This window comes from Arthrobacter sp. SLBN-100 (assembly GCF_006715305.1).
GTDB lineage: Bacteria > Actinomycetota > Actinomycetes > Actinomycetales > Micrococcaceae > Arthrobacter.
In genome coordinates, this window is the sequence record NZ_VFMY01000001.1 from 2,039,794 (window position 1) to 2,058,558 (window position 18,765).

Here is an 18,765-nt window from a genome sequence, read left to right on the forward strand (position 1 = left end):
ACCGATTACTAGACTTGGACGGTGAGCAACCAAATCCCCGCCTCGGTGTCCGACGTCTTCGATCCCACCCGCTGGCGTGTTGTGTCCGGCTTTGAGGACTTCCAGGACATGACCTACCACCGGCAGGTGGAACGGGATTCCGACGGCGGGTGGGTGCGTGACCTGCCCACGGTCCGGATCGCCTTCAACCGGCCCGAGGTCCGCAACGCGTTCCGGCCCGGCACCGTGGATGAGCTGTACCGGGCGATGGATCACGCACGGATGTCGCCGGACGTCGCCACCGTGCTGCTCACCGGTAACGGTCCCTCCCCCCGGGACGGCGGCCACTCCTTCTGCTCCGGCGGGGACCAGCGGATCAGGGGCCGGGACGGCTATCGGTACGTAGTACAAAACACAGCAGATGGCGAGACCCAGGAGAGCATCGACCCGGCCCGGGCCGGCAGGCTGCACATCCTGGAAGTCCAGCGGCTGATGCGGACCATGCCCAAGGTGGTTATCGCCGTCGTCAACGGCTGGGCTGCCGGCGGCGGACACTCCCTGCATGTGGTGGCTGACCTCACCATCGCCTCCCGGCAGCACGGCAAGTTCAAGCAGACGGACGCCACCGTGGGAAGCTTCGACGCCGGCTACGGCTCGGCCCTGCTGGCGCGCCAGATCGGGCAGAAGGCTGCCCGGGAAATTTTCTTCCTGGCCCGCGAATATTCCGCAGAGGACATGGTCCGGATGGGCGCGGTAAACGAGGCCGTGGACCACGAGCGCCTCGAAGAGGTTGCGCTGGAATACGCGGCGGATATTGCCCGGCAGTCGCCGCAGGCCATCCGTATGCTCAAGTTCGCCTTCAACCTTGCCGACGACGGCCTGGCAGGCCAGCAGGTGTTCGCCGGCGAAGCCACTCGGCTGGCCTACATGACGGACGAGGCGGTGGAGGGCAAAGAGGCATTCCTGCAAAAACGCGATCCGGACTGGTCCAACTTCCCGCACTACTTCTAAGGCAGGACCGGCAATGAGCACCGAACCAACAGGCTCCCCCAACAGCAACACACAAACCACCGGCGCCCCCAACATCGAGCCCGCCCTGAAGGCCCTGGCCGCCGCCCTCCACGGCGAGGGCCCGGCCGTCGAACTTTCGGTCGATGGGGACGGTCACCTGGTGGTGGGCCACGTGGACACCCCCGGCTGCGACGACGCCGTTGCCGTGGTCCGCACCTCCGGTTCCACCGGGATCCCGAAAGCCACCATCCTGACGGTCGAATCCCTGGCGGCATCCTCGATGTCCACGGCCTTGGCACTCAAGGGCGAAGGCCAGTGGCTCCTGGCGCTGCCCGTCCAGTACGTGGCCGGCATCCAGGTCCTGGTGCGTTCGCTCTTCGCCGGCACCCGCCCCTGGGTGATGGACATGTCCGGCGGGTTTACGCCCGAAGCCTTCACGGCTGCGGCCCTGGAGCTGACCGACAAAATCCGGTTCACCTCGCTGGTCCCCACCCAGTTGCAGCGGCTCCTCGACGCGCCCTCCCCTGACACCCTGGCAGTGCTCCGCCGCTTCAACGCCATCCTGCTGGGCGGCGCCCCCGCCCCCGCCGCGCTGCTGGCCGCCGCTGTGGATGCCGGCGTCCGGGTCATCACCACCTATGGCTCCGCCGAGTCCTCCGGCGGCTGCGTCTATAACGGCTTCCCGCTGGAGGGAGTATCTGTCCGCGTTGAGTCCGACGGCCGCATCCTGCTGGGCGGGGACACCATCGCGGCGGGCTACCTGGAAGCGCCGGATGAAGCCGATGCCACCTTCTTCGAGGAGGACGGCGTGCGCTGGTACCGCACCAGCGATTTGGGCAGCATCGACCACGACGGCCGGCTCACCGTCCTGGGCCGGGCCGACGACGTCATCATCACCGGCGGCATCAAAGTTTCGGCCGCTCATGTGCAGGAAGAGCTGGAAAAGTCCGACGCCGTTGCCGCGGCTTTTGTGGCCGGCGTCCCGTCCGCGGAGTGGGGCCAGGCGGTTGCCGCTTACGTGGCTCTGGCCGGAGATGGGGCCAGGAGAGCTGCCGGCACCGAAGCCGCCGGCTCTGCGCCAGGCCGGGACCACGCCGTCGTCCTTGAACGGGAATGGCACCGGACGCTGGGCATCCTGGCGCCCAAAACCGTACTCGCTGCCTCCGCGCTGCTGATGCTGCCGAACGGAAAGCCCGACCGGCTGGCCATGGCCGCCGAACTCAACGCCCTGCACCAGGGAAAGTAAAGTAGACCTGCACCACCGGGCAGGACCCCATCCTGCCGCCTTCCCCGAACCAACGCGAGGTACTGACCGTGGCCACAGCCGCACAATGGATCCAAGGCGCCCGACTCCGGACGCTGCCCGCCGCGATTGCGCCGGTGCTGATCGGCTCCGCCGCCGCCTATGAGATGGATTCGTTCCTCCTGTTCAACGCCATCCTCGCGGCACTCGTGGCACTCCTGCTCCAAGTGGGCGTGAACTTCGCCAATGACTACTCCGACGGTATCCGCGGCACTGACGATGACCGGGTAGGTCCGCTCCGCCTGGTGGGATCCGGCGCCGCCAAACCCGAGCACGTCAAATATGCCGCTTTCGGTACGTTTGGTGCCGCCATGGTCTTCGGGCTGGTCCTGGTGGTGATCACCCAGAGCTGGTGGCTGATCCTGGTGGGACTTGGCTGCGTCATGGCGGCCTGGGGCTACACCGGCGGCAAGAACCCGTACGGCTACATGGGCCTGGGGGACGTGTTTGTGTTTGTCTTCTTCGGGCTGGTGGCCACGTTGGGCACCACCTACACCCAGGCAGGGCAGATCAACCTGCCCGCCATCATCGGCGCGATCGGCACCGGGCTGATCGCCACCGCGCTGCTGATGGCAAACAACGTCCGGGACATCCCCACCGACATGCAGGCCGGCAAGAAAACCCTCGCGGTGCGGCTGGGTGACAAGCATGCCCGCGAGAGTTACGTCCTGATGCTCGCCGTGGCCATCATGCTGGTGGTGATCCTGGCCCCCGGCCGGCCGTGGATGCTGATCGTCCTGCTGCTGATTCCGGCCTGCCTGATGCCTGCATGGCTGATGATCAACGGCCGCAAGCGCAAGAGCCTGATCCCGGTCCTGAAGCAGACCGGGTTGATCAACCTCGGCTACAGCCTGCTGTTCTCACTGGGCCTGGTGCTCAGCCACGGCTTCTAGGGCCGGCTTTTGCTGCTGCCCGGCCTGAAACGCCGCTAGGGCCGCTTGGGATCCTTGGCGTCGTTGCTGATGGCGATATCCGGGTTGGCGTCCAGGAGGGCGTCCTCGGCGTTAGCGTCCTGCACTTCGTTCGCTGAGCGGAGCGGCTTGGCCTTGCCGGAAAAACGCTGGTGGAGGGCCGCCGCGGCCGCATCCCGCTGCTTTTGGAAGAACAGGTAACTTACGGCGAAGGCGATCAGTGCTGCGCAGATCACGGACATGAGCACGCCCAGCTGCAGGAACATAAAAACCACGAACAGGGGCGCAAAGAGAGCCAGGCGGATCAGGGAATATTTCAAAAAGGCCACTATTCAAGTTTAGCCGCCTCGGCCGAAGGCCCCCGCGCCTCCGGACGATAGACTTAATGGCATGCTCCTCCGTGTGGCTTTGGCCGTGGCAGTCCTCGTCATCTTTGTGTATGGCCTCGTGGACGTGATCCGCACTGATGGGCGACTCACCCGGGGGATCTCGAAGCCGGCCTGGATTGTGGTCATGATTGTTTTGCCCGTCATCGGCGCCATCCTCTGGCTCCTGATCGGACGGCCGCGAGGAACCTCCCCCCAGCAGAGCCAGCGCCATCCCACAGCTCCGGATGATGATCCGGACTTCCTCCGCAACCTTGAAGCCCGCCGGCGCAACCAGGCAGAAGCCGAGCGCTTGAAGAGGCTCAAGGATGAACTGGATGCCCGGGCGAAGAACCGCGGTGATGGCAAAGCCGGCGGCAAGGACAAACACGAAACCGATGAACATGATACCGACGGGCTGAAGTAGCCTTATGGCTCAGGGACCCGGTGGAGAAGACCGGCTGGGGACCACACCCCAGGGGGCCGCACCCCGGCCTTCGTCCTCAGGTCCGCCCGCACCTCCGCCCAGGCCGGGAATGTCCTGGTTCGCCCCGGCACCCATCAGGGCCATTCCGGCACCTCCGCCCAGCGTCCGGAACGCGAGGGGCCTGTGGCTGTTAAGTTTCGTGGCGGGACTTGCCGTCCTGGTCGGATCCTTCCTGACCCGCGAGTCCTACCTTCAACGGCTAAAAACCGTAGTGGAGGCAATGGCGCCCGGTAGTGGTGCCGAAGCCGTCACTACGGCAACGGGCATCGTCTTCTGGGGCAGCCTTGTGGCTGTCCTCCTGGTGATCCTGCTTGAGGCCGCGATACTGGTCGTGGTGATGGGCCGTCACGGGCGGGCACGGTGGGTGCTGCTGCTCCTGCTGGCCGGACACGTATTCGTCCTGCTGGTGACCGCTGCCTTCCTGGTGCCCGACGGCGATGCAGGCAGTTACGTGGTGCTGCTCTGGGGCCTGGATCTCCTGCTGGCGTTTGTTGGGCTGGCGTTCTTCTTTATGCCTTCCGCCAGCGCCTGGCTGAAATCCGGTCATTGAAATCCACTCGTTGGAATCCACTCGTTGAAATCCAGGGGCTAGGCCGGCTGGTCCGCCACTTGGGTGCATTCGGCCAGCACGCCTTCACAGCTGCGGATGACCACCCTGCACACCTCGATGGCGGAGCGCTCCGTCAATGGGTTTTCCGCCACCGCCCGCCACCGTTCCAGCCGATGGCGCGCCTCGCCGGCCAGCTGGTCGGGGCCAGCGCCGGCCTCCAGTCCCAGCCGCACGTGCGGGGCTGCACCCCAGCCGCCAATGAGCCCCTCGGCTTCATTGGCGAGTTCAGGGGGCAGCGCGGCGCCAGTGGTCCGGAGAGTTGCCAGAAGCTGCAGTTCCCGGAACTCGTGGGCGTTGACCTGCAGCCGTTCCAGTGCGACTGCGAGCTTGCCGGTCCCCTCGCGGGGTGAAGTACGCAGCAGGGTTTCCACGCCCACCAGGGCGGTCCTGGCCTTAAGCGCCTCGGCACGGGCCTGGAACTGGCGCCCCAGCAGGTCAAGCAGCGCATGCAGGCCGCTGCGCCGGGCGAGTTCGTTCGCCAGGGGCGTTGGTTCGGCAAAACCGCTGCGGATGAGCACGGCCGCAAGGCGGATGCCGAAAACGCCGTACCTTTCCAGCAGCGCGGCGCGGGCCGCCGTCGTCAATCCATCCGGGCCTGCAGCGCGCAGGAAGCGGTCCGCGGACAACAGGAGCTTTTCCCGGTCTGCCCGTTCCATCCGGGCCAGGAGCTGCAGAGCCTCGAAGTCGGACTGGCGCAGGGTGCGGGCGCTTTGCGCCAGGAGTCCCGCCACCGGGACCACCCCCAACGCCAGCTTCCGCAGGTTGTGGTCCCGGCGGTATCTTTCCGCGATTTCGGCGGCGGCGAGGAGGGAATCGATTCGTCCTGCACCCACCTCATCTGCCCTGGAGAGAACAGCCAGCGCGTTGACCGTGCCGGATGTCCCGGCCTCGGTGTCTTTGAAAGACTCCAGGAACCGCAGGTCTGATGCATGCATGTGGCGCATCAGGTAAATGACCGCATCAGCTTCCGACGGCGCGTCCTCCGGCATGAGGAAGCTGGTGGACCGTGCGGCCACGTCTGCGGAGAGGGAAGCGATACCGGGGGTGTCGATCAGGGTCATGTCCCGCAGGCCCGGTGACGGCCACTCGACTTCCAAGCGGTCGACGTCGTCTGCCGTGGCGTCCCCGAGGACAAACACCAGGCGGCCGCCCAGGCGCTTGACGGGAAGGCTGCGAGGTTCACCCGTAACGGGGTACAGGGTGATCCGGGGTGTGTGTCCGTAGCGGTACCACGTGATGATGCGGGTGCATTCTGCGGTGTCCGTGGGCGCTATCTCTTCGCCGAGGATGGCGTTCAGGAGCGTGGACTTCCCAGCCTTGACCATGCCGGCGAGGGCAATCCGGAGTGGTTCTTCCAATCTCCTGGCATAGCCCTGGAGTACTGCCACAGCTGCCGGGTCATCCCGGTAGGCGTCCAACGCCTCCCGGACGAGGTCCGAGGCTCCCGCAATAGTTGACGCCGTCATGCGACCGCCGCCGCAGCCGGTGACACTCCTTTGCGGGTTGGGCCGGCCGGCGGTTCCGGATCCGGTCCCGCGCCCGGATTGCCGGCCTGCGCTGCGCCTGCCGCCACTTCGGCCGCCAGCGCCTCGGCAGCACGTGTCAGCGCGTCAACCTTCTTGAGCTCAGCTTTGATTTCGCGTATGCGTGCCTCCTTTTCCAAGGCGTAAGTGGCTACTGCCTTCTGAGCTGCGGCCACCGAATCCGCCAGGGAGCGGTGGTGCTGGTCTGCGATCCCGGTGAAATGGTCCCGGGTGGAGCGCTGGACCAGCCGCAGCCGGTCCTTGAGCTGCTTGCCTACCTGGAAGGTGACGTCCTCCAGTTGGCGCCGCACCAGGGCCTTGGCCTCGGCCTGGCGCCGCCTCAGCCTTGCTTCCCTGTCTTCCCGGTAGGCCTTGCGCCCCAGCAGGAGCCCGGCCCCCACGGAGAGGGGGTTGATGAGGGACATCCCGAAGATCCCGGTCAGCAGGCCGAACATCAGCACGCCGCCGTAGGACCCGCGCATGCCGATCAGCACCTTTTGAACGGGGTTGATGCGGCCGCTGTCGAGCGCGGGCATGTCATCCACCGGGTCAAGGACGTCTCCGGTGTCTGAGACGTGGAGGACGGGGAGATTGACCTGGTCCTCGGCGAAATGCTCCGCCACCTGGGCTGCGAGCCACTGCGCCCGCTCGCTGGTCCAAACGAAAGTGTCCGAGATGGCCGCCGCGGCGCACTCTTCGAGCCATGTGGAGAATTGGGGCCAGATAGGTCCGGGATCACCGAGGTCTATAGCTGCTTCGGCTTCGCGCTGGATCCGGCGCAGCCGGTCCCGGAGGTCATATTCCATGTCCGCCATGAGGTCGCTGATGCCGTCGTTGAGGGTGGTCTGCCAGCGGGCGGACCGCCTGCGCTGCTCGTCGGCTTCCGCCCTGGCTACTTCCAGGCCGGCAATCATTTGCGGCATTTTTTCCGGGTTTTCGAACGCTTCCAGCTCGGACTGCAGGGACAGCCGGAGATTCTCGGCGACGGACAGCAGGTCCTGGCTGACGGAACGCCGCTGGAGTCGCTGTGCCTTGCCCACGATCTCGTTCCGGATGTAGGTGATCAGCCCAGGGAAGCCGGACTCCGCGTTCAGTTCGGTGTCCTGCAGCCGTGCGGCTTCCAGGCGGAGGTCTGAGGAGACGCTGAACAGCGGAATGTCTTGTGCCACCTGGGCAAGGTGCCCGCGGTCGATCTCCTCAACGCGCCGCCAGTCTGGATAGAGGTCCGTCTTGGACAGGACACCCACCACGCTGGGAGTGAGCCGCATGGCCTGGCGGAGGAAACGAAGTTCCGGTTCGGTGTACTCCTGGGAAGCATCAGATACCAGCACCATGGCATCAGCGGTGGGAAGCGCGGTGAGGGTAGTAAGGGTGTGGGAGGAGTTCAGCCCGCCCACGCCCGGAGTGTCGATGATCGTGAGGCCGTCCGCGAGGAGCTTTCGCGGCAGGTACACCTCGCCCGCCACAAGTTTTTTGCTGTTGCCGGGGTTGCCCCGCTCGGAAACACAGGACGGCAGGTCAGCGATCGGGACGGACCTCTGTTCAACGTTGGTTTCGTCGCCGGCATCGGAGTCTGCCGTGGGAACCAGGATGGCGGCGGAGGCGGTGTCGCCGTAGCGGACCACGGTGGGGACGGAGGTGGCGATGTCGTCATCGACGGGGCAGACCGGGGCGTTCACGAGGGCGTTGATGAGCTTGCTTTTGCCTTGCTTGAATTCGCCCACAACGATGACGCGGATGCTGGGGTCCTTCAACCTTCGCAACGTCTGGTCCAGGCGTTTCCGGAGATCCAGGCGGTCTCCCGTGCCCACCAGTTCGAGGCCCTGCTCCACCAGCTCTGCGAGTTGGCCCTCGGTCAAGGTTATTGAGGGTCTTCCCGGTCCTGCATCTGCCACAGCGGGTCCTTTACATCAGGTCTTGACCGGGACTATTGCCTGGAAATTCATGAGTCCTCAATCATGGGGTCGTCGCCGGCTGCGGCGAAGTTGTTGTCCTCAGTATCACCGGCAGTGAGGGGCTCATCAGAGCTGTCGTTGCCGAAGTTCTCCAGTTCAATGTACTCGTTGCCAACGTTGTCAAGACTGAGAGTTTCGTTCCCCACGTTCTCCAGCGTGACCTTGGAATTGTCGGTGTTGCCGGCATTGTTCAGCCCAGCATCGATATCCGTCTCCGTCTCGTTGAACGAGTCGTCTATGGAGTTGCTGTTACCGGAGTCCCGGACATCGGTGTTCGTGGAGTTGTCCTCGCGGTTATCGGTGTTGCCCACGTTGTCCAGACCGGCATCAATGTCAACGTCCTTGTTATAGGAGTCCTCGATGTTGGTGGAATCATCAAGGTCAGCATCGTCTCCGGCGCCGACGGCGCGGTCACCGGAAGCAATTGCAGAATCGGTGTCGAACCATTGCTCAATGTCACCATCCGCCCAGATGTTCTGGCTGACGGATTGGTCTGTGAAGACGCCCCCGTCGTCCGGCATTGAGGCGTAGGAGTAGTTGTTCACTATATGTTGGAGCTGCCGGATGGCATCGGCACTGTCCTCGTGCCCGTGGTGTCCGCCATCATTTTCGCCGGCGGCCGGCACTGGGGTGTAAGCGGTTCCGCCGCCGTTGTGGCCCAGGGCTCCGTCGAACCGGGAGGCATCGACCGTAACGGGGGCGTAGTCCAGGACAACCGGCATGGCTGCGTCAACGTCAGCCGAGCTGACAGCACCCAGGCCATGGTCCTGGAGGACGCGCTCCGGATACTCCAGGAAATCCTGCGTGGCCTGGCGGTCGCCGAAGAGTTGCATCAAAAACCGGACGAGATCGCTTGCGACTGTCATTTGGTTGTCCTCAATCTCTCTGGGTTGCTTGTCACCCGTCGCCCTGCCTGGCTTGCGTCAAACGTACGTTCCCCTCCGGGACCCGGCATCGGGCCATTTCCCCCTACCGTCGGTCCCCACCTCCGGGGAGGGAAACCTTTCCCGTTACGGGTCTTAGGGGTTTTCATTTCATTCCTGTTCATGGTTTTCGGAAGTCAGGACCAGCCGCAGCCTGGCCAGCAGGTCGGAGCGGTTTTCCGCACCGAGGCGGCGGCGCATGCGGGCAATGTGATGTTCGGCGGTCCTCGGAGAGATGTAGATTGCCTCCCCGATCTCCCGGTACGTCTTGCCCTCAAGCACCAGCCTGGCAACTTCCTTTTCCCGTTCGCTCAGGCCCGAGCCCTCCGGATGCATACCGTTGGCACCTTCGGCTGGCGTATCGCGGGATTCAGGAACCCTGGACATCCCGTTCCCTCCCGGGCCTGACTGCGGATGAAGGTCCCTGGCACACGACAGCAGGCGCACCATGTCCTTGCGTTCGTCTGCACGCGCAGCGGCGTGTCCGGCAAGTCTGGCGCCTTCCCAGGGCCTTCCCACCCTGCCCAGGCCACGCGCGGCCAGTTCAACGTCCGCAGGGCGGAACTTTCCTGCCCGAACCGAAACCCATGCCTTGCCGGCGGCGGCAAACACCGCAGCAAGGTTGCTGTGGTTCGCGGCCCGCGCCAGAGCGGCAGCATGGGGAGCCAGGTCAGCCGGGCTGTCACCGAGCAGGGCTGCCTGGACGGCTGCCCAGTGGAACGGCACTGCCCACAGGAGCGGATCACCCAGGCGGCCCAGCAATTGGTTCGCCGCATCCAGATAATGCGCCACCCGGCGGGTCTCCCGCAGCCGGGCGGCCGCGATCATCAGCTCGCCCCACGGCAGCATGCTGTAAAGGTCCACCGAGGTGTGGAGCATGGCTTCATGGGCTCGTTCCCAGGCCATCACGAGTTCCGGGATCTCGCCGTTGCGCCGGGCGAGCCCCACTTCCAGCGCCGCACAAAGGAATTCATCCCGCGGGACCAAGGGCCAGTGGTTCACTTTCGAGGCCTCATTGATGGCGAGCCGGGCGTCGTCAAGCTTGTCCTGCTGCATGGCTGCCCACGCCTGAAGCAGGAAGAGCCGTGGCTTGGCCGCGTTTCCCCCTTGGCCCGCTGCCGCAGCGGACCGGCAGACGGTTTCCGCCAGATGAGCCTCTCCGGTGTGCAGGGCGAGGAGCGCGGCCAGGGCAGCAGGGGTATCCGGGAGGGGGAGTGCAGTTCCCGTGGCGTTGAGCATATCCGAGGCGTGGATCAACACCGGGAGCGCCTGCTGCGGATCCAGGGCCAGCGACTCCAGGATGCCCCTGCCGGTCTCCGTAAGGGAGGCGGACAGTAACGTGGGAGCTGCCGGCGGCGCATCCGGCCGGAACAGTTCCTTGGCACCGGGAAGGTTGCCGGCTCCGATCATGGCGACCGCGGCGAGAGGCGCCGACGGCCCCACCCTTGAGGGGCCCAGCCAGCTATAAGCGTCCCCGCCCTGCGCCAGCATGCCCCGCTGGCCCCACACAGCTGCGGCCACGTCCACTCCCCGCCGAACGTCCGGCGGATCAACATGCACCAGGAGGGTATCGAGGATTTGGGTGGCTCTGTCCAGCGCCCCATCTGCGGCCGCTGCCTGGGCACGCCGTGCCGCGGTTGCTATTTCATCGGCTCCTGCCAGCAGGGCTTCATCGTAAAGCTGCGAGGCCAGCCCCGGATCATGTTCCAGCGCCTTGTCACCTGCGTGTTCCAGCTCGAAAGCAACACGGGAATCCGCAAGGCCGCCGCGGGCCATTTCGCGGGCAAGATCCCCGAGCGGCTGCCCGACCGACGCATGCGCGGATACGAGCTCGCGCTGCAGCGCGTGCACCCTTGAGGTCGAGGCGACCGCCAGCAGGGCGTGCCGGGCGGGTCCCACCACAGTTCCATCAGGGGTCAGCAGGCCCGCGGATTCTGCACGCCCAACCAAGGCGTCCAGGCTTTCCACATCGCCGCGGTCAATCTTCCGCTGCAAGTCGGTGGGCAACGGACCGGGCAGCACAAAACCGACGGACAGCGCCAGCAGGAGTTCACGGACCGCCACGTTCTCGCCCTGGAGCTGCCGGGCCATCTGCTCGGCAGCATGGGCCGAACGGCCGTGGTTCAGCTCCGGCGGCAGGAAATCATGCTCTTCGACGGGTGTGTCCTGGCCAAACATCCTAAGCCGCCGGTTCGGTGGTGGTGGGGGTCGCGGGAGCGGCCGTTGGCGGCGCCGAAGCTGGGGGTTCGCCGGGCTGGGTGCTGGTGGGCTCAGGGTCCACCCCCGCCAACGATTCAGTCCCGGTTGGCTGGGGCTCCGCTGCCGGCGAAGGCGGAGTCCCCGGGGTCCCAGTCTCCGCCATTAGCGAGGGCGAGATCGTGGTTGCAGGACCTGCGGTCGGCGACGGCGAGGGCGAGGTCGGCGACGGCGACGGCGACGGCGACGGCGACGGCGACGGCGACGGCGACGGCGACGGCGACGGCGACGGCGAGACCGTGGATGACGTCAGCGACGGCGAGGGCGAGACCGTGGATGACGTCGGCGACGGCGAGGGCGAGACCGTGGATGACGTCGGCGACGGCGAGATCGCGGTCGCACGACCCGCGGTCGGCGACGGTGAGATCGTGGTCGGCTCAGGCTCTTGTGATTCCGATTCGGAGGGAACGGCAGTGGACGTTGGCGTGACGACCGGTTCGCCTGTCACGGGATCAATGGCACCAACCGGCGTGCCTGTGGGATCCGTGGTCCCGGCACCGGTGCCGCCGTCAACGGAGACCCCGCCTCCACCGGCTGCAGCTCCTGGATCGGCAGTTGCCAGGGCTCCCGCAGCAGGCAACCCGTTTTCGGTTGCCGCGCTCCAGGACGGCCGGCTGGTAGGTGAGGCCTCCACGTCAAGGCCCGGCGCGCTTGAAGTTGGGGCAACATTGTTCACTCGGGCCTCGATGCTGGCCATCGGCGTGCCGGTTGCCGCAGCTCCTGGCCCGCTTCCGCCTTCGGAACCTCCGGAACCCCCGGAATCGCCGGGAGGCCCAAGAGCCGCAGCCTCTTCAGGGGCAGCGCCCGCCTCCGGCACAAACACGGATGCCAGGTTACTGAAGCCCGCCGGGCTCTGGGCGGTCGTGGCAGTAAGGACACTCACCAAGGCTGCAGCGGCTGCGATGGCGGTCAGCCGGACCGTAGGCTTCGGGGCGTGGGCGCCGCCGTGGCCATGGGCATGGGCTGCCGCTGCTGAAAGCGGGCCGCCCGCCGTCGTACTCTTGCGTGACCAGCTGGCATAGCGGCCGGCAAGGTGCGCGTTGCTGTCTGCAGTTAGTCCGACGGCGGTGCCGGCGGCTTTTGCAGAGACCTCCGCCGCCGCTGCCCGGGCCTCGGCCTCCGCGCGTGCCAGCACCGCCGACACTGCGGCGCCCAGGCAGATGGATGATTTGGGGTCGGCGTCGACGGCGATGGGCCGGTCCAGTTGTTCCGAGATCAGCTGTGCCACGAGCGGGATCCGCGATGATCCGCCAATCAGCAGCACGGCGGAAAGGTCCGCAGGTTCCAGTTCCAACTGGGACAGCGATTGTTCCAGCGCCTCGACAGTATCGCGGAGGGAATCCTCGATCAGCGCTTCAAATTCCGAACGGACAAGGCGGATCTGCTGCTGGAAGCCGGGAAGGAGCACCGAAATGCTGGCCTCGCTGTCCGAGGAGAGCGCTTCCTTGGCTTCCACGCATTCGCGCCGCAGCCTCCCCAGGGCGGCTCGCACCCCGGCGTCGGCCGGGTCGAGCTTGGACAGGACGCCGCCGGTGTGCTCAGCGACGTAGCGGAATACCACCGCATCAAAGTCGGCACCGCCCAGGTTCTCGATGCCCTCCGGGCGCCCCAGCAGCTGGAACCGGTTGCTGGCGGCCTTCCGGAGGACAGCGGTATCAAAGGTACCGCCGCCGAGGTCGTAGACGGCGATGGTGCTGCCCACCTCCACCCGGACCTGGGAGGCGTAGTACAGCGCCGCCGCTTCGGGTTCGGGGACGAGCGTGACGTTGTCCAGGCTTTTGGCGGCCATTGCTGCCAGGATCACGGAGGTGCGGTGGCTGCCCCAGGCAGCGGGGTAGGTGAGGATGACCTCGGACGGCGGAGCCCCCTCGCGCTCCGTGGCGCGGTCCACCACCCAGCGTGTCATGGTGGCAAAGACATCCTCCGGAGGCAGGGACAGCGCACCCACTGAAATGGGGACCGCATCGCCCACCCGGCGCTTGAATTCCCGCACCGCCCGAGCGGGGAAGTCGAGGCTGCGGCGTTCTGCCGCCTCCCCCACCAGTAGGGGACCCTCCTCGGGGTAGTACACCACTGAGGGTACGGCTGTTCCGCGAAGTCCCAGCGGCAGGCATTCCGGGGCCGGGGAACCCTGGCCGAATCGGGCAACGGCGGCAGCGGTGAAACTGGTCCCGACATCTATGGCGAGAACATAGTCCATGGGCACCTCGGGAAAAACTGGTGTTTCGCCTGCAAACTTCATCACAGGCGGACTTCACCAAGGTAGCATCACGGCCGGACGGCGAACACCCCTATTGCTACACCGATTGGTTATTACCCCGCAGTTCCCGCAGGAAAAGCAGGAAAACGCGGTTCAGAGCCCGGAGTACGAGTGCAGCCCGTTGAAGAATTGGTTCACGATGGTGAAGTTGAAGATCACGCACAAGTAGCCGACGATCGAGAGCCACGCGGCACGTGTTCCGGTCCAGCCGCGGGTTGCGCGGGCGTGGAGATAGCCAGCGTAAACCACCCAGATCACGAAGGTCCATACTTCCTTGGTGTCCCAGCCCCAGAATCTGCCCCACGCCTTTTCAGCCCAGATCGCACCGAACATCAGAGTAAAGGTCCAGCCGATGAAGGCGATGGCGTTGATCCGGTAGGACAGGTTTTCCAGGCTCAGCGCGGACGGCACCAGGCGCATAAAGCCGAGCTTGTCCGCGCCGCCCGCTGCAACGGTTTTTTGCCGGTGTGACTGGACCAGCTGCAGCGCTGACATGGCGAACGTCAGGGTGAACAGCGCGGAGGAGAGCACCGCAATGGAGACGTGGATGATCAGCCAGTAGCTCTGCAGGGCGGGGACCAGGTGCCCCACCGGGGTCCAGTACGCCACGGAGGCAGCCACCAGCATGATGATGCCCAGGCCCACCACGAACGTTCCCAGGAACCGCAGGTCGCGCCGGATCAGCACCAGCAGGAACACGGCGATGGCCACGAAGGCGCCGGTGGTGAGGAATTCGTACATGTTGCCCCAGGGCACGCGGCCGGCCCCGAGGGCGCGGGTCAGCACGCCGGCGCCGTGGATCACTGCGCCCAGGACGGTCAGTGCCACGGCCACCCGGGCGGGAGCACGCCGTTCGGCGGCGTACCGCATGTCACCGTCGGCGGTGATCACTCCCCCGCCTCCTGCGCCGGCTGGCCGGGAAGCGGACGACGACGGCCGTTCCGCCCTGCCCGCCGGCCCGGCCAGGTGGGACTCGTTCCGGGCCCCCGCGCCTGCGGCGACCGGCACGCGGACGGCTTCTTCAGCCTGCGCAGCTTTAAGGTCGATGGCGCGCAGCGCCTTGCTGCTCTTGGCCAGATCCCACGCGAAGGCGATGAACGCCACCGTGTACGTGCCGGCCGCCAGGAGCATAAAAAGCTCGCTGTACTGGCCCATGGTTTCGTTGATTCCAAACGGCATTACTGGTCCTTTTCGGGCCCGGAGGGGCCGGCAGGGGTGGAAAGGGCTGAGGTTGTGGCAGCGCCTGGGCCATTATCGCCCTGGCTGCTGGGAGCTTGCTGGGACTCTTCATGGTCCGCCCCGGCGGGATCGGCGGCAAGCTGCCATTCCGCGGACAGCAGGTTCCGCACCGCCTGGGCTTCCGCCGCGAGCCTGTGGTCTTCGCCACGGGCCAACAACCCGTACTCCACCATGGTGCGGCCGTCCTCATGGGTGCCGGTGCGGACCCAGACGCGGCGGCGGTTGACGTACAGGGAAAGGATCAGGCCGGCCACTGCCAGGAGCGCGAAAATCAGGGCATAGAGCTGGCCGGGGTTGTGGTGGATGTCAACGCCGATGTAACGCTTCACGCCGTCGAAGCTGATGGTGCCTTTACCGTCGGGCAGCGTGTAGCTGCTGCCGGGGGCAAGGGTAATGCCGCCGGCGTCGAGGTTCCGGGCGTTCAGCGGCGTCAGGTTCTTGACGTTGATTTCGAAGACGTTCTGGGGCGCGCCGTCATCCAGGCCCAGGTCACCGTAGTAGGAGTTCAGTGACAGCTGCGGGTTGAACAGCCCGGGGTCTCCGCTGAAGGAAACCCCTTCATTGGAGACGAAAGCGGTGGGCAGGAAGAAGCCCTGGAATCCCAGCTGGTCCGGCTTGGCGTCGGGGACCTTGATCACCACGGAGGAGTAGTAGTTGTCGCCCTGCAGCTTGGCTACCACGGGACCCTGCATGGCCACGTTTCCCTCGCCGTCCCGGATGGTGACCACAGGGGCGTAGCCGTTGCCGGTGAGGTAGATGCTGGTGCCGCCCAGGGTGATGGGATCGTTGACCTTCAGGATTTCCTGCCGCGCCGGGGCGTCCGGGTTTTCCCTGGTGGTCACTGCGGCGGAGAAGTCGATGGGCTGGCCGAACTTGCCCTGGGATTCGCGGTCGAACGTGATGTCGAACTTGTCCAGCTGGAGGGAGTACGGCTGGAGCTGCCCCGCCTGGAAGTTGGTGCCCGGGGTGAACTGGTCGTAGCCCACCAGGGTGTTCACGAAGGTATCGCCCTCCACCAGGATGCGCTGGCCGCTGTAGCCGAAGAGGCCGCCGATCGCTACCGACACCAGCACCCCGATCAAGGACGTGTGGAAGACCAGGTTTCCCACTTCCTTGGTGAAGCCGCGTTCGGCACCCAGGGAGGGACGCCCGCCGTCGGCGTCGCGGACGTCCACGCGGTAGCCACGCTTCTTCAGCAGCCCGGCGGCGCTGTTGATGGCGGCCGACGCCGGGATCCCGGCGTCGGCCGGAATCACCAGGGTGCCGTACTCGGGAAGGCGGGAAAGACGCTTGGGGGTGCGCGGCGGCTGGGAGCGCATCGCCTTGTAGTGGGCGATGGCCCGGGGCACCACGCAGCCGATCAGGGAGATGAACAGCAGCAGGTAGATAGCGGAGAACCAGGCCGAGGAGTAAACGTCGTACAGCTGCAGGGTGTCCAGCGCTTCGCCGTAACCCGGGTTGTTCTTGATGTACTCCGTCACGACGGACGGGTTGGCCGGGCGCTGCGGGAACAGCGAGCCCGGGACTGCCGCCACGGCGAGGAGCAGCAGCAGGAACAGCGCGGTGCGCATGCTGGTCAGCTGGGTCCAGGACCAGCGGAGCATGCCTGCCGGCCCCAACGCCGGCAGCGCGGCGTCAGCCTTGGCCTCTGCCGCGTTGGCGCCAGTCACCGCGGCAGGAGATTTCTTCTCTACGTTCACACGCTCGCTCATCAGATCGGCAACTTCACATCAGTTTGGAACCAGTACTGCAGCCCGGTGACCCAGGTGCCCCAGACGCCGCTGGCCATCAGCAGCCCAAGGAGCACCAGGATGCCGCCGCCGATGCGCTGGATGGCCAGGCGGTGCTTGCGGAAGAACGCCATCACCCCCATCCCCCGGCGCAGCGCCAAGGCGATCAGCAGGAACGGGATCCCCAGCCCCAGGCTGTAGACGAAGGCCAGGAAGGCGCCCTTCGCCGCGGACGAGCCGCCGGACAGGCTCAGGAGCTGGACCGCCGAGTAGGTGGGCCCGATGCACGGCGCCCAGCCCAGCCCGAACGTCAGGCCCAGCAGCGGTGCGCCCCACAGCCCCGCCGGTGGCTTCGCGTGGATCTTGGCATCCCGCTGCAGCCAGCTGAAGCCGCCCATAAACACGATGCCCATCACCATCACCAGGACGCCCAGGAGCTGGGTGATCCAGGCGTTCTGCGATCCGGTGATCAGGCTGCCCAGCTGGCCGAAAGCACCCCCCAGGAGGACGAAGATCACGGAGAAGCCCAGCACGAACAGGCCAATGCCCGCAAGCATCCGGCCCCGCTTCTGCTTCTGCAGGTCCACCCCGGACAACCCCGTGACGTAGCCCAGGTAGCCGGGCACCAGGGGCAAAACGCAGGGGGAAAGGAAGGAGACCAGTCCGGCCAGCAGTGCCACCGGAATGGCAAGGAGGAGCGAGCCGTTGAGGATGGCTTCGGCGAAGGGGCTGTCCATGGCTACTCGGCCACGGCGGCGGCGATGAGGGCCTTCAGCGTGCCCCGCTCGATTTCGCCCAGCACACGGGAGGCCACCCGCCCCTGCTTGTCCAGCACCAGCGTAGTGGGGACCGCTCCCGGGGGAACCAGCCCGGAGACCGCCAGGAGGACGCCGCCGTCCTTGTCATCAAAGCTGGGGTAGGTCAGGTTGAAGGACTTCTCGAATGCCTCCGCGGTGGCCTTCTCGTCCCGAAGGTTGACGCCGAAGAACTGCACGCCCTGGGGCTTGAACTCCTGGTGGAGCTCTTCGAGGATGGGCGCCTCCACGCGGCATGGGGCGCAGGCGGCGAACCAGAAGTTCAGGACCGTCACCTTCCCCTGGAAGTCCGCCGGCGCGATGGCAGTGCCGTTGAACAGTGTCCCGTTGATCTGGACGGCGGACTTGCGGTCCGCCGCCGCGAATTCTGTGACGGAGCCGTCGCCGGCAACGTAGTTCTTGTTATCCCCCGCCCTGGCCTGCTCGGCGAGGGCATCCTGCTGGGCACAGGCCGAGAGGCCCAGGGTGAGGGCGGCCAGGGCGAGGCCGCCTGCAGCAAGGACACTGCGGCGGGAGGCCGAAGGCGCGGCCTGATTTATGCTGTCGGTCACTACTAGGCTCCAGGGGTGCTGGCTGCACCGGGAAGAAGGGACGCCGCGGGTTCGCTGTACATGACGCGCACAAGTGTGCCGTCGTCGTCGAACACCAGCGACGTGATGGAGGTCAGGGTGCACTCGCGCTTGCGCGGATCGTGCCACAGCGGCTTGCCTTCGGCGCTGAGCCTGGTAGCCCAGATGGGGAGCTGGTGGCTGACCATGATCGCCTCGGGCCCGCCCGTTCCAAAGTCGCCGGCGGCCAGCTCGATGGCACGCAGGCGCGCCTCCTGCGCCGCCGCCATGACCCGCGCGGCCTGCTGCTTGTACGGCTCGCCCCACGACGGCCGCAGGGGATTAACCAGTCGGGGCCAGTGCCTGGGCCGGCGGAGTTCGGCCTTGGTGACCTTCATCCCCTCGAAGTAGTTCTCTGCTTCGATGATCCGCTCGTCCGTGTGGATCTGCAGGTGCAGTGCGTCCGACGTCGGCCGGGCAGTTTCCTGCGCACGGTCCAGCGGCGAGGCGGCCAGGTAAGTGATGCGGGCACCGCTGGCGGCGCGCTGCCGGAAGTGCTCCGCGAGCATCCGGGCCATCTCTTGGCCCAGCCCGGAGAGGTGGAATTCGGGCAGCCTTCCGTACAAAACGCCGTCAGGGTTGTGGACCTCGCCGTGGCGGAGCAGATGGACAGTGGCTTGGGGCATGTTTACCAGTTTCTCAAAGATGGCGTGCGATCCGAAATCTTCTACATCCAGTAGAACTGAAGTTTTTGAAGAAATGTTCCGAAGGCGGGAACAAAACATGCAAATGCATGTTTATACTGGATGCAGCAGTTAGTTGAGACTTCAACAGATGAAGCTTCAACACC

16 protein-coding genes are annotated in these 18,765 nt (G+C 66.0%); 5 read left to right on the forward strand and 11 right to left on the reverse strand.

The window, feature by feature from the left end:
• Positions 1-21 precede the first annotated feature (21 nt).
• The 3 genes from FBY31_RS09575 to FBY31_RS09585 all read left to right on the forward strand — a co-directional run bounded on the left by FBY31_RS09575 (position 22) and on the right by FBY31_RS09585 (position 3,186).
• On the forward strand, positions 22-990 hold the full coding sequence (locus FBY31_RS09575) for a 1,4-dihydroxy-2-naphthoyl-CoA synthase (protein ID WP_142039829.1): 969 nt from the start codon (positions 22-24) through the stop codon (positions 988-990).
• Between the two features lie 13 nt (positions 991-1,003).
• Positions 1,004-2,236: an AMP-binding protein gene (locus FBY31_RS09580; RefSeq protein WP_142039831.1), complete on the forward strand. Its 1,233-nt coding sequence runs from the start codon at positions 1,004-1,006 to the stop codon at positions 2,234-2,236.
• A 68-nt stretch (positions 2,237-2,304) separates the two neighbouring features.
• Entirely contained in the window at positions 2,305-3,186 is an 882-nt protein-coding gene (locus FBY31_RS09585; protein ID WP_142039834.1) for a 1,4-dihydroxy-2-naphthoate polyprenyltransferase, read from the forward strand.
• Positions 3,187-3,221: 35 nt separating this feature from the next.
• Here FBY31_RS09585 and FBY31_RS09590 read toward each other — a convergent pair whose 3' ends face one another.
• Positions 3,222-3,533: a DUF4229 domain-containing protein gene (locus FBY31_RS09590; RefSeq protein ID WP_200833345.1), complete on the reverse strand. Its 312-nt coding sequence runs from the start codon at positions 3,531-3,533 to the stop codon at positions 3,222-3,224.
• Positions 3,534-3,594: 61 nt separating this feature from the next.
• Here FBY31_RS09590 and FBY31_RS09595 point away from each other — a divergent pair, with 61 nt between their 5' ends.
• Both FBY31_RS09595 and FBY31_RS09600 read left to right on the forward strand, forming a co-directional pair.
• Positions 3,595-3,996 carry a PLD nuclease N-terminal domain-containing protein gene (locus tag FBY31_RS09595; RefSeq protein ID WP_142039839.1) on the forward strand — a complete coding sequence of 134 codons (402 nt, stop codon included), beginning with the start codon at positions 3,595-3,597 and terminating at the stop codon, positions 3,994-3,996.
• A gap of 109 nt (positions 3,997-4,105) precedes the next feature.
• Positions 4,106-4,606 (forward strand): hypothetical protein, encoded by a 501-nt coding sequence (locus FBY31_RS09600; RefSeq protein WP_142039842.1) that lies wholly within the window; start codon positions 4,106-4,108, stop codon positions 4,604-4,606.
• 38 nt (positions 4,607-4,644) lie between these two features.
• On the opposite strand, the gene FBY31_RS09605 is transcribed toward FBY31_RS09600, so the two are convergent.
• From FBY31_RS09605 to FBY31_RS09650, 10 genes are all read right to left on the reverse strand, one after another.
• Entirely contained in the window at positions 4,645-6,132 is a 1,488-nt protein-coding gene (locus FBY31_RS09605) for a dynamin family protein (protein ID WP_142039845.1), read from the reverse strand.
• Positions 6,129-8,084: a dynamin family protein gene (locus FBY31_RS09610; protein WP_142039848.1), complete on the reverse strand. Its 1,956-nt coding sequence runs from the start codon at positions 8,082-8,084 to the stop codon at positions 6,129-6,131. Before FBY31_RS09610 ends, FBY31_RS09605 begins: the two co-directional genes overlap by 4 nt.
• Before the next feature lie 47 nt (positions 8,085-8,131).
• Positions 8,132-9,010 (reverse strand): IniB N-terminal domain-containing protein, encoded by an 879-nt coding sequence (locus tag FBY31_RS09615; RefSeq protein ID WP_142039850.1) that lies wholly within the window; start codon positions 9,008-9,010, stop codon positions 8,132-8,134.
• Positions 9,011-9,178: 168 nt separating this feature from the next.
• Positions 9,179-11,245 carry a LuxR C-terminal-related transcriptional regulator gene (locus FBY31_RS09620; protein ID WP_142039853.1) on the reverse strand — a complete coding sequence of 689 codons (2,067 nt, stop codon included), beginning with the start codon at positions 11,243-11,245 and terminating at the stop codon, positions 9,179-9,181.
• Position 11,246: 1 nt separating this feature from the next.
• A complete protein-coding gene (locus tag FBY31_RS09625; protein ID WP_142039856.1) occupies positions 11,247-13,523 on the reverse strand; it encodes an Hsp70 family protein in 2,277 nt (758 codons plus the stop codon).
• Positions 13,524-13,676: 153 nt separating this feature from the next.
• Complete coding sequence (gene ccsB / locus FBY31_RS09630; protein ID WP_142039859.1) at positions 13,677-14,762, reverse strand: c-type cytochrome biogenesis protein CcsB; 1,086 nt, start codon at positions 14,760-14,762, stop codon at positions 13,677-13,679.
• Entirely contained in the window at positions 14,762-16,534 is a 1,773-nt protein-coding gene (gene resB / locus FBY31_RS09635) for a cytochrome c biogenesis protein ResB (RefSeq protein WP_142039862.1), read from the reverse strand. Before resB ends, ccsB begins: the two co-directional genes overlap by 1 nt.
• The gene (locus tag FBY31_RS09640) at positions 16,534-17,289 is read right to left on the reverse strand and encodes a cytochrome c biogenesis CcdA family protein (protein WP_142039864.1); all 756 of its coding nucleotides are present in this window, start codon (positions 17,287-17,289) and stop codon (positions 16,534-16,536) included. Before FBY31_RS09640 ends, resB begins: the two co-directional genes overlap by 1 nt.
• A 2-nt stretch (positions 17,290-17,291) precedes the next feature.
• Positions 17,292-17,918, reverse strand: coding sequence for a TlpA family protein disulfide reductase (locus FBY31_RS09645; protein ID WP_235012998.1), 627 nt, complete (start codon positions 17,916-17,918; stop codon positions 17,292-17,294).
• 2 nt (positions 17,919-17,920) lie between these two features.
• Entirely contained in the window at positions 17,921-18,601 is a 681-nt protein-coding gene (locus FBY31_RS09650; protein ID WP_142039867.1) for a histidine phosphatase family protein, read from the reverse strand.
• Positions 18,602-18,765 lie beyond the last annotated feature (164 nt).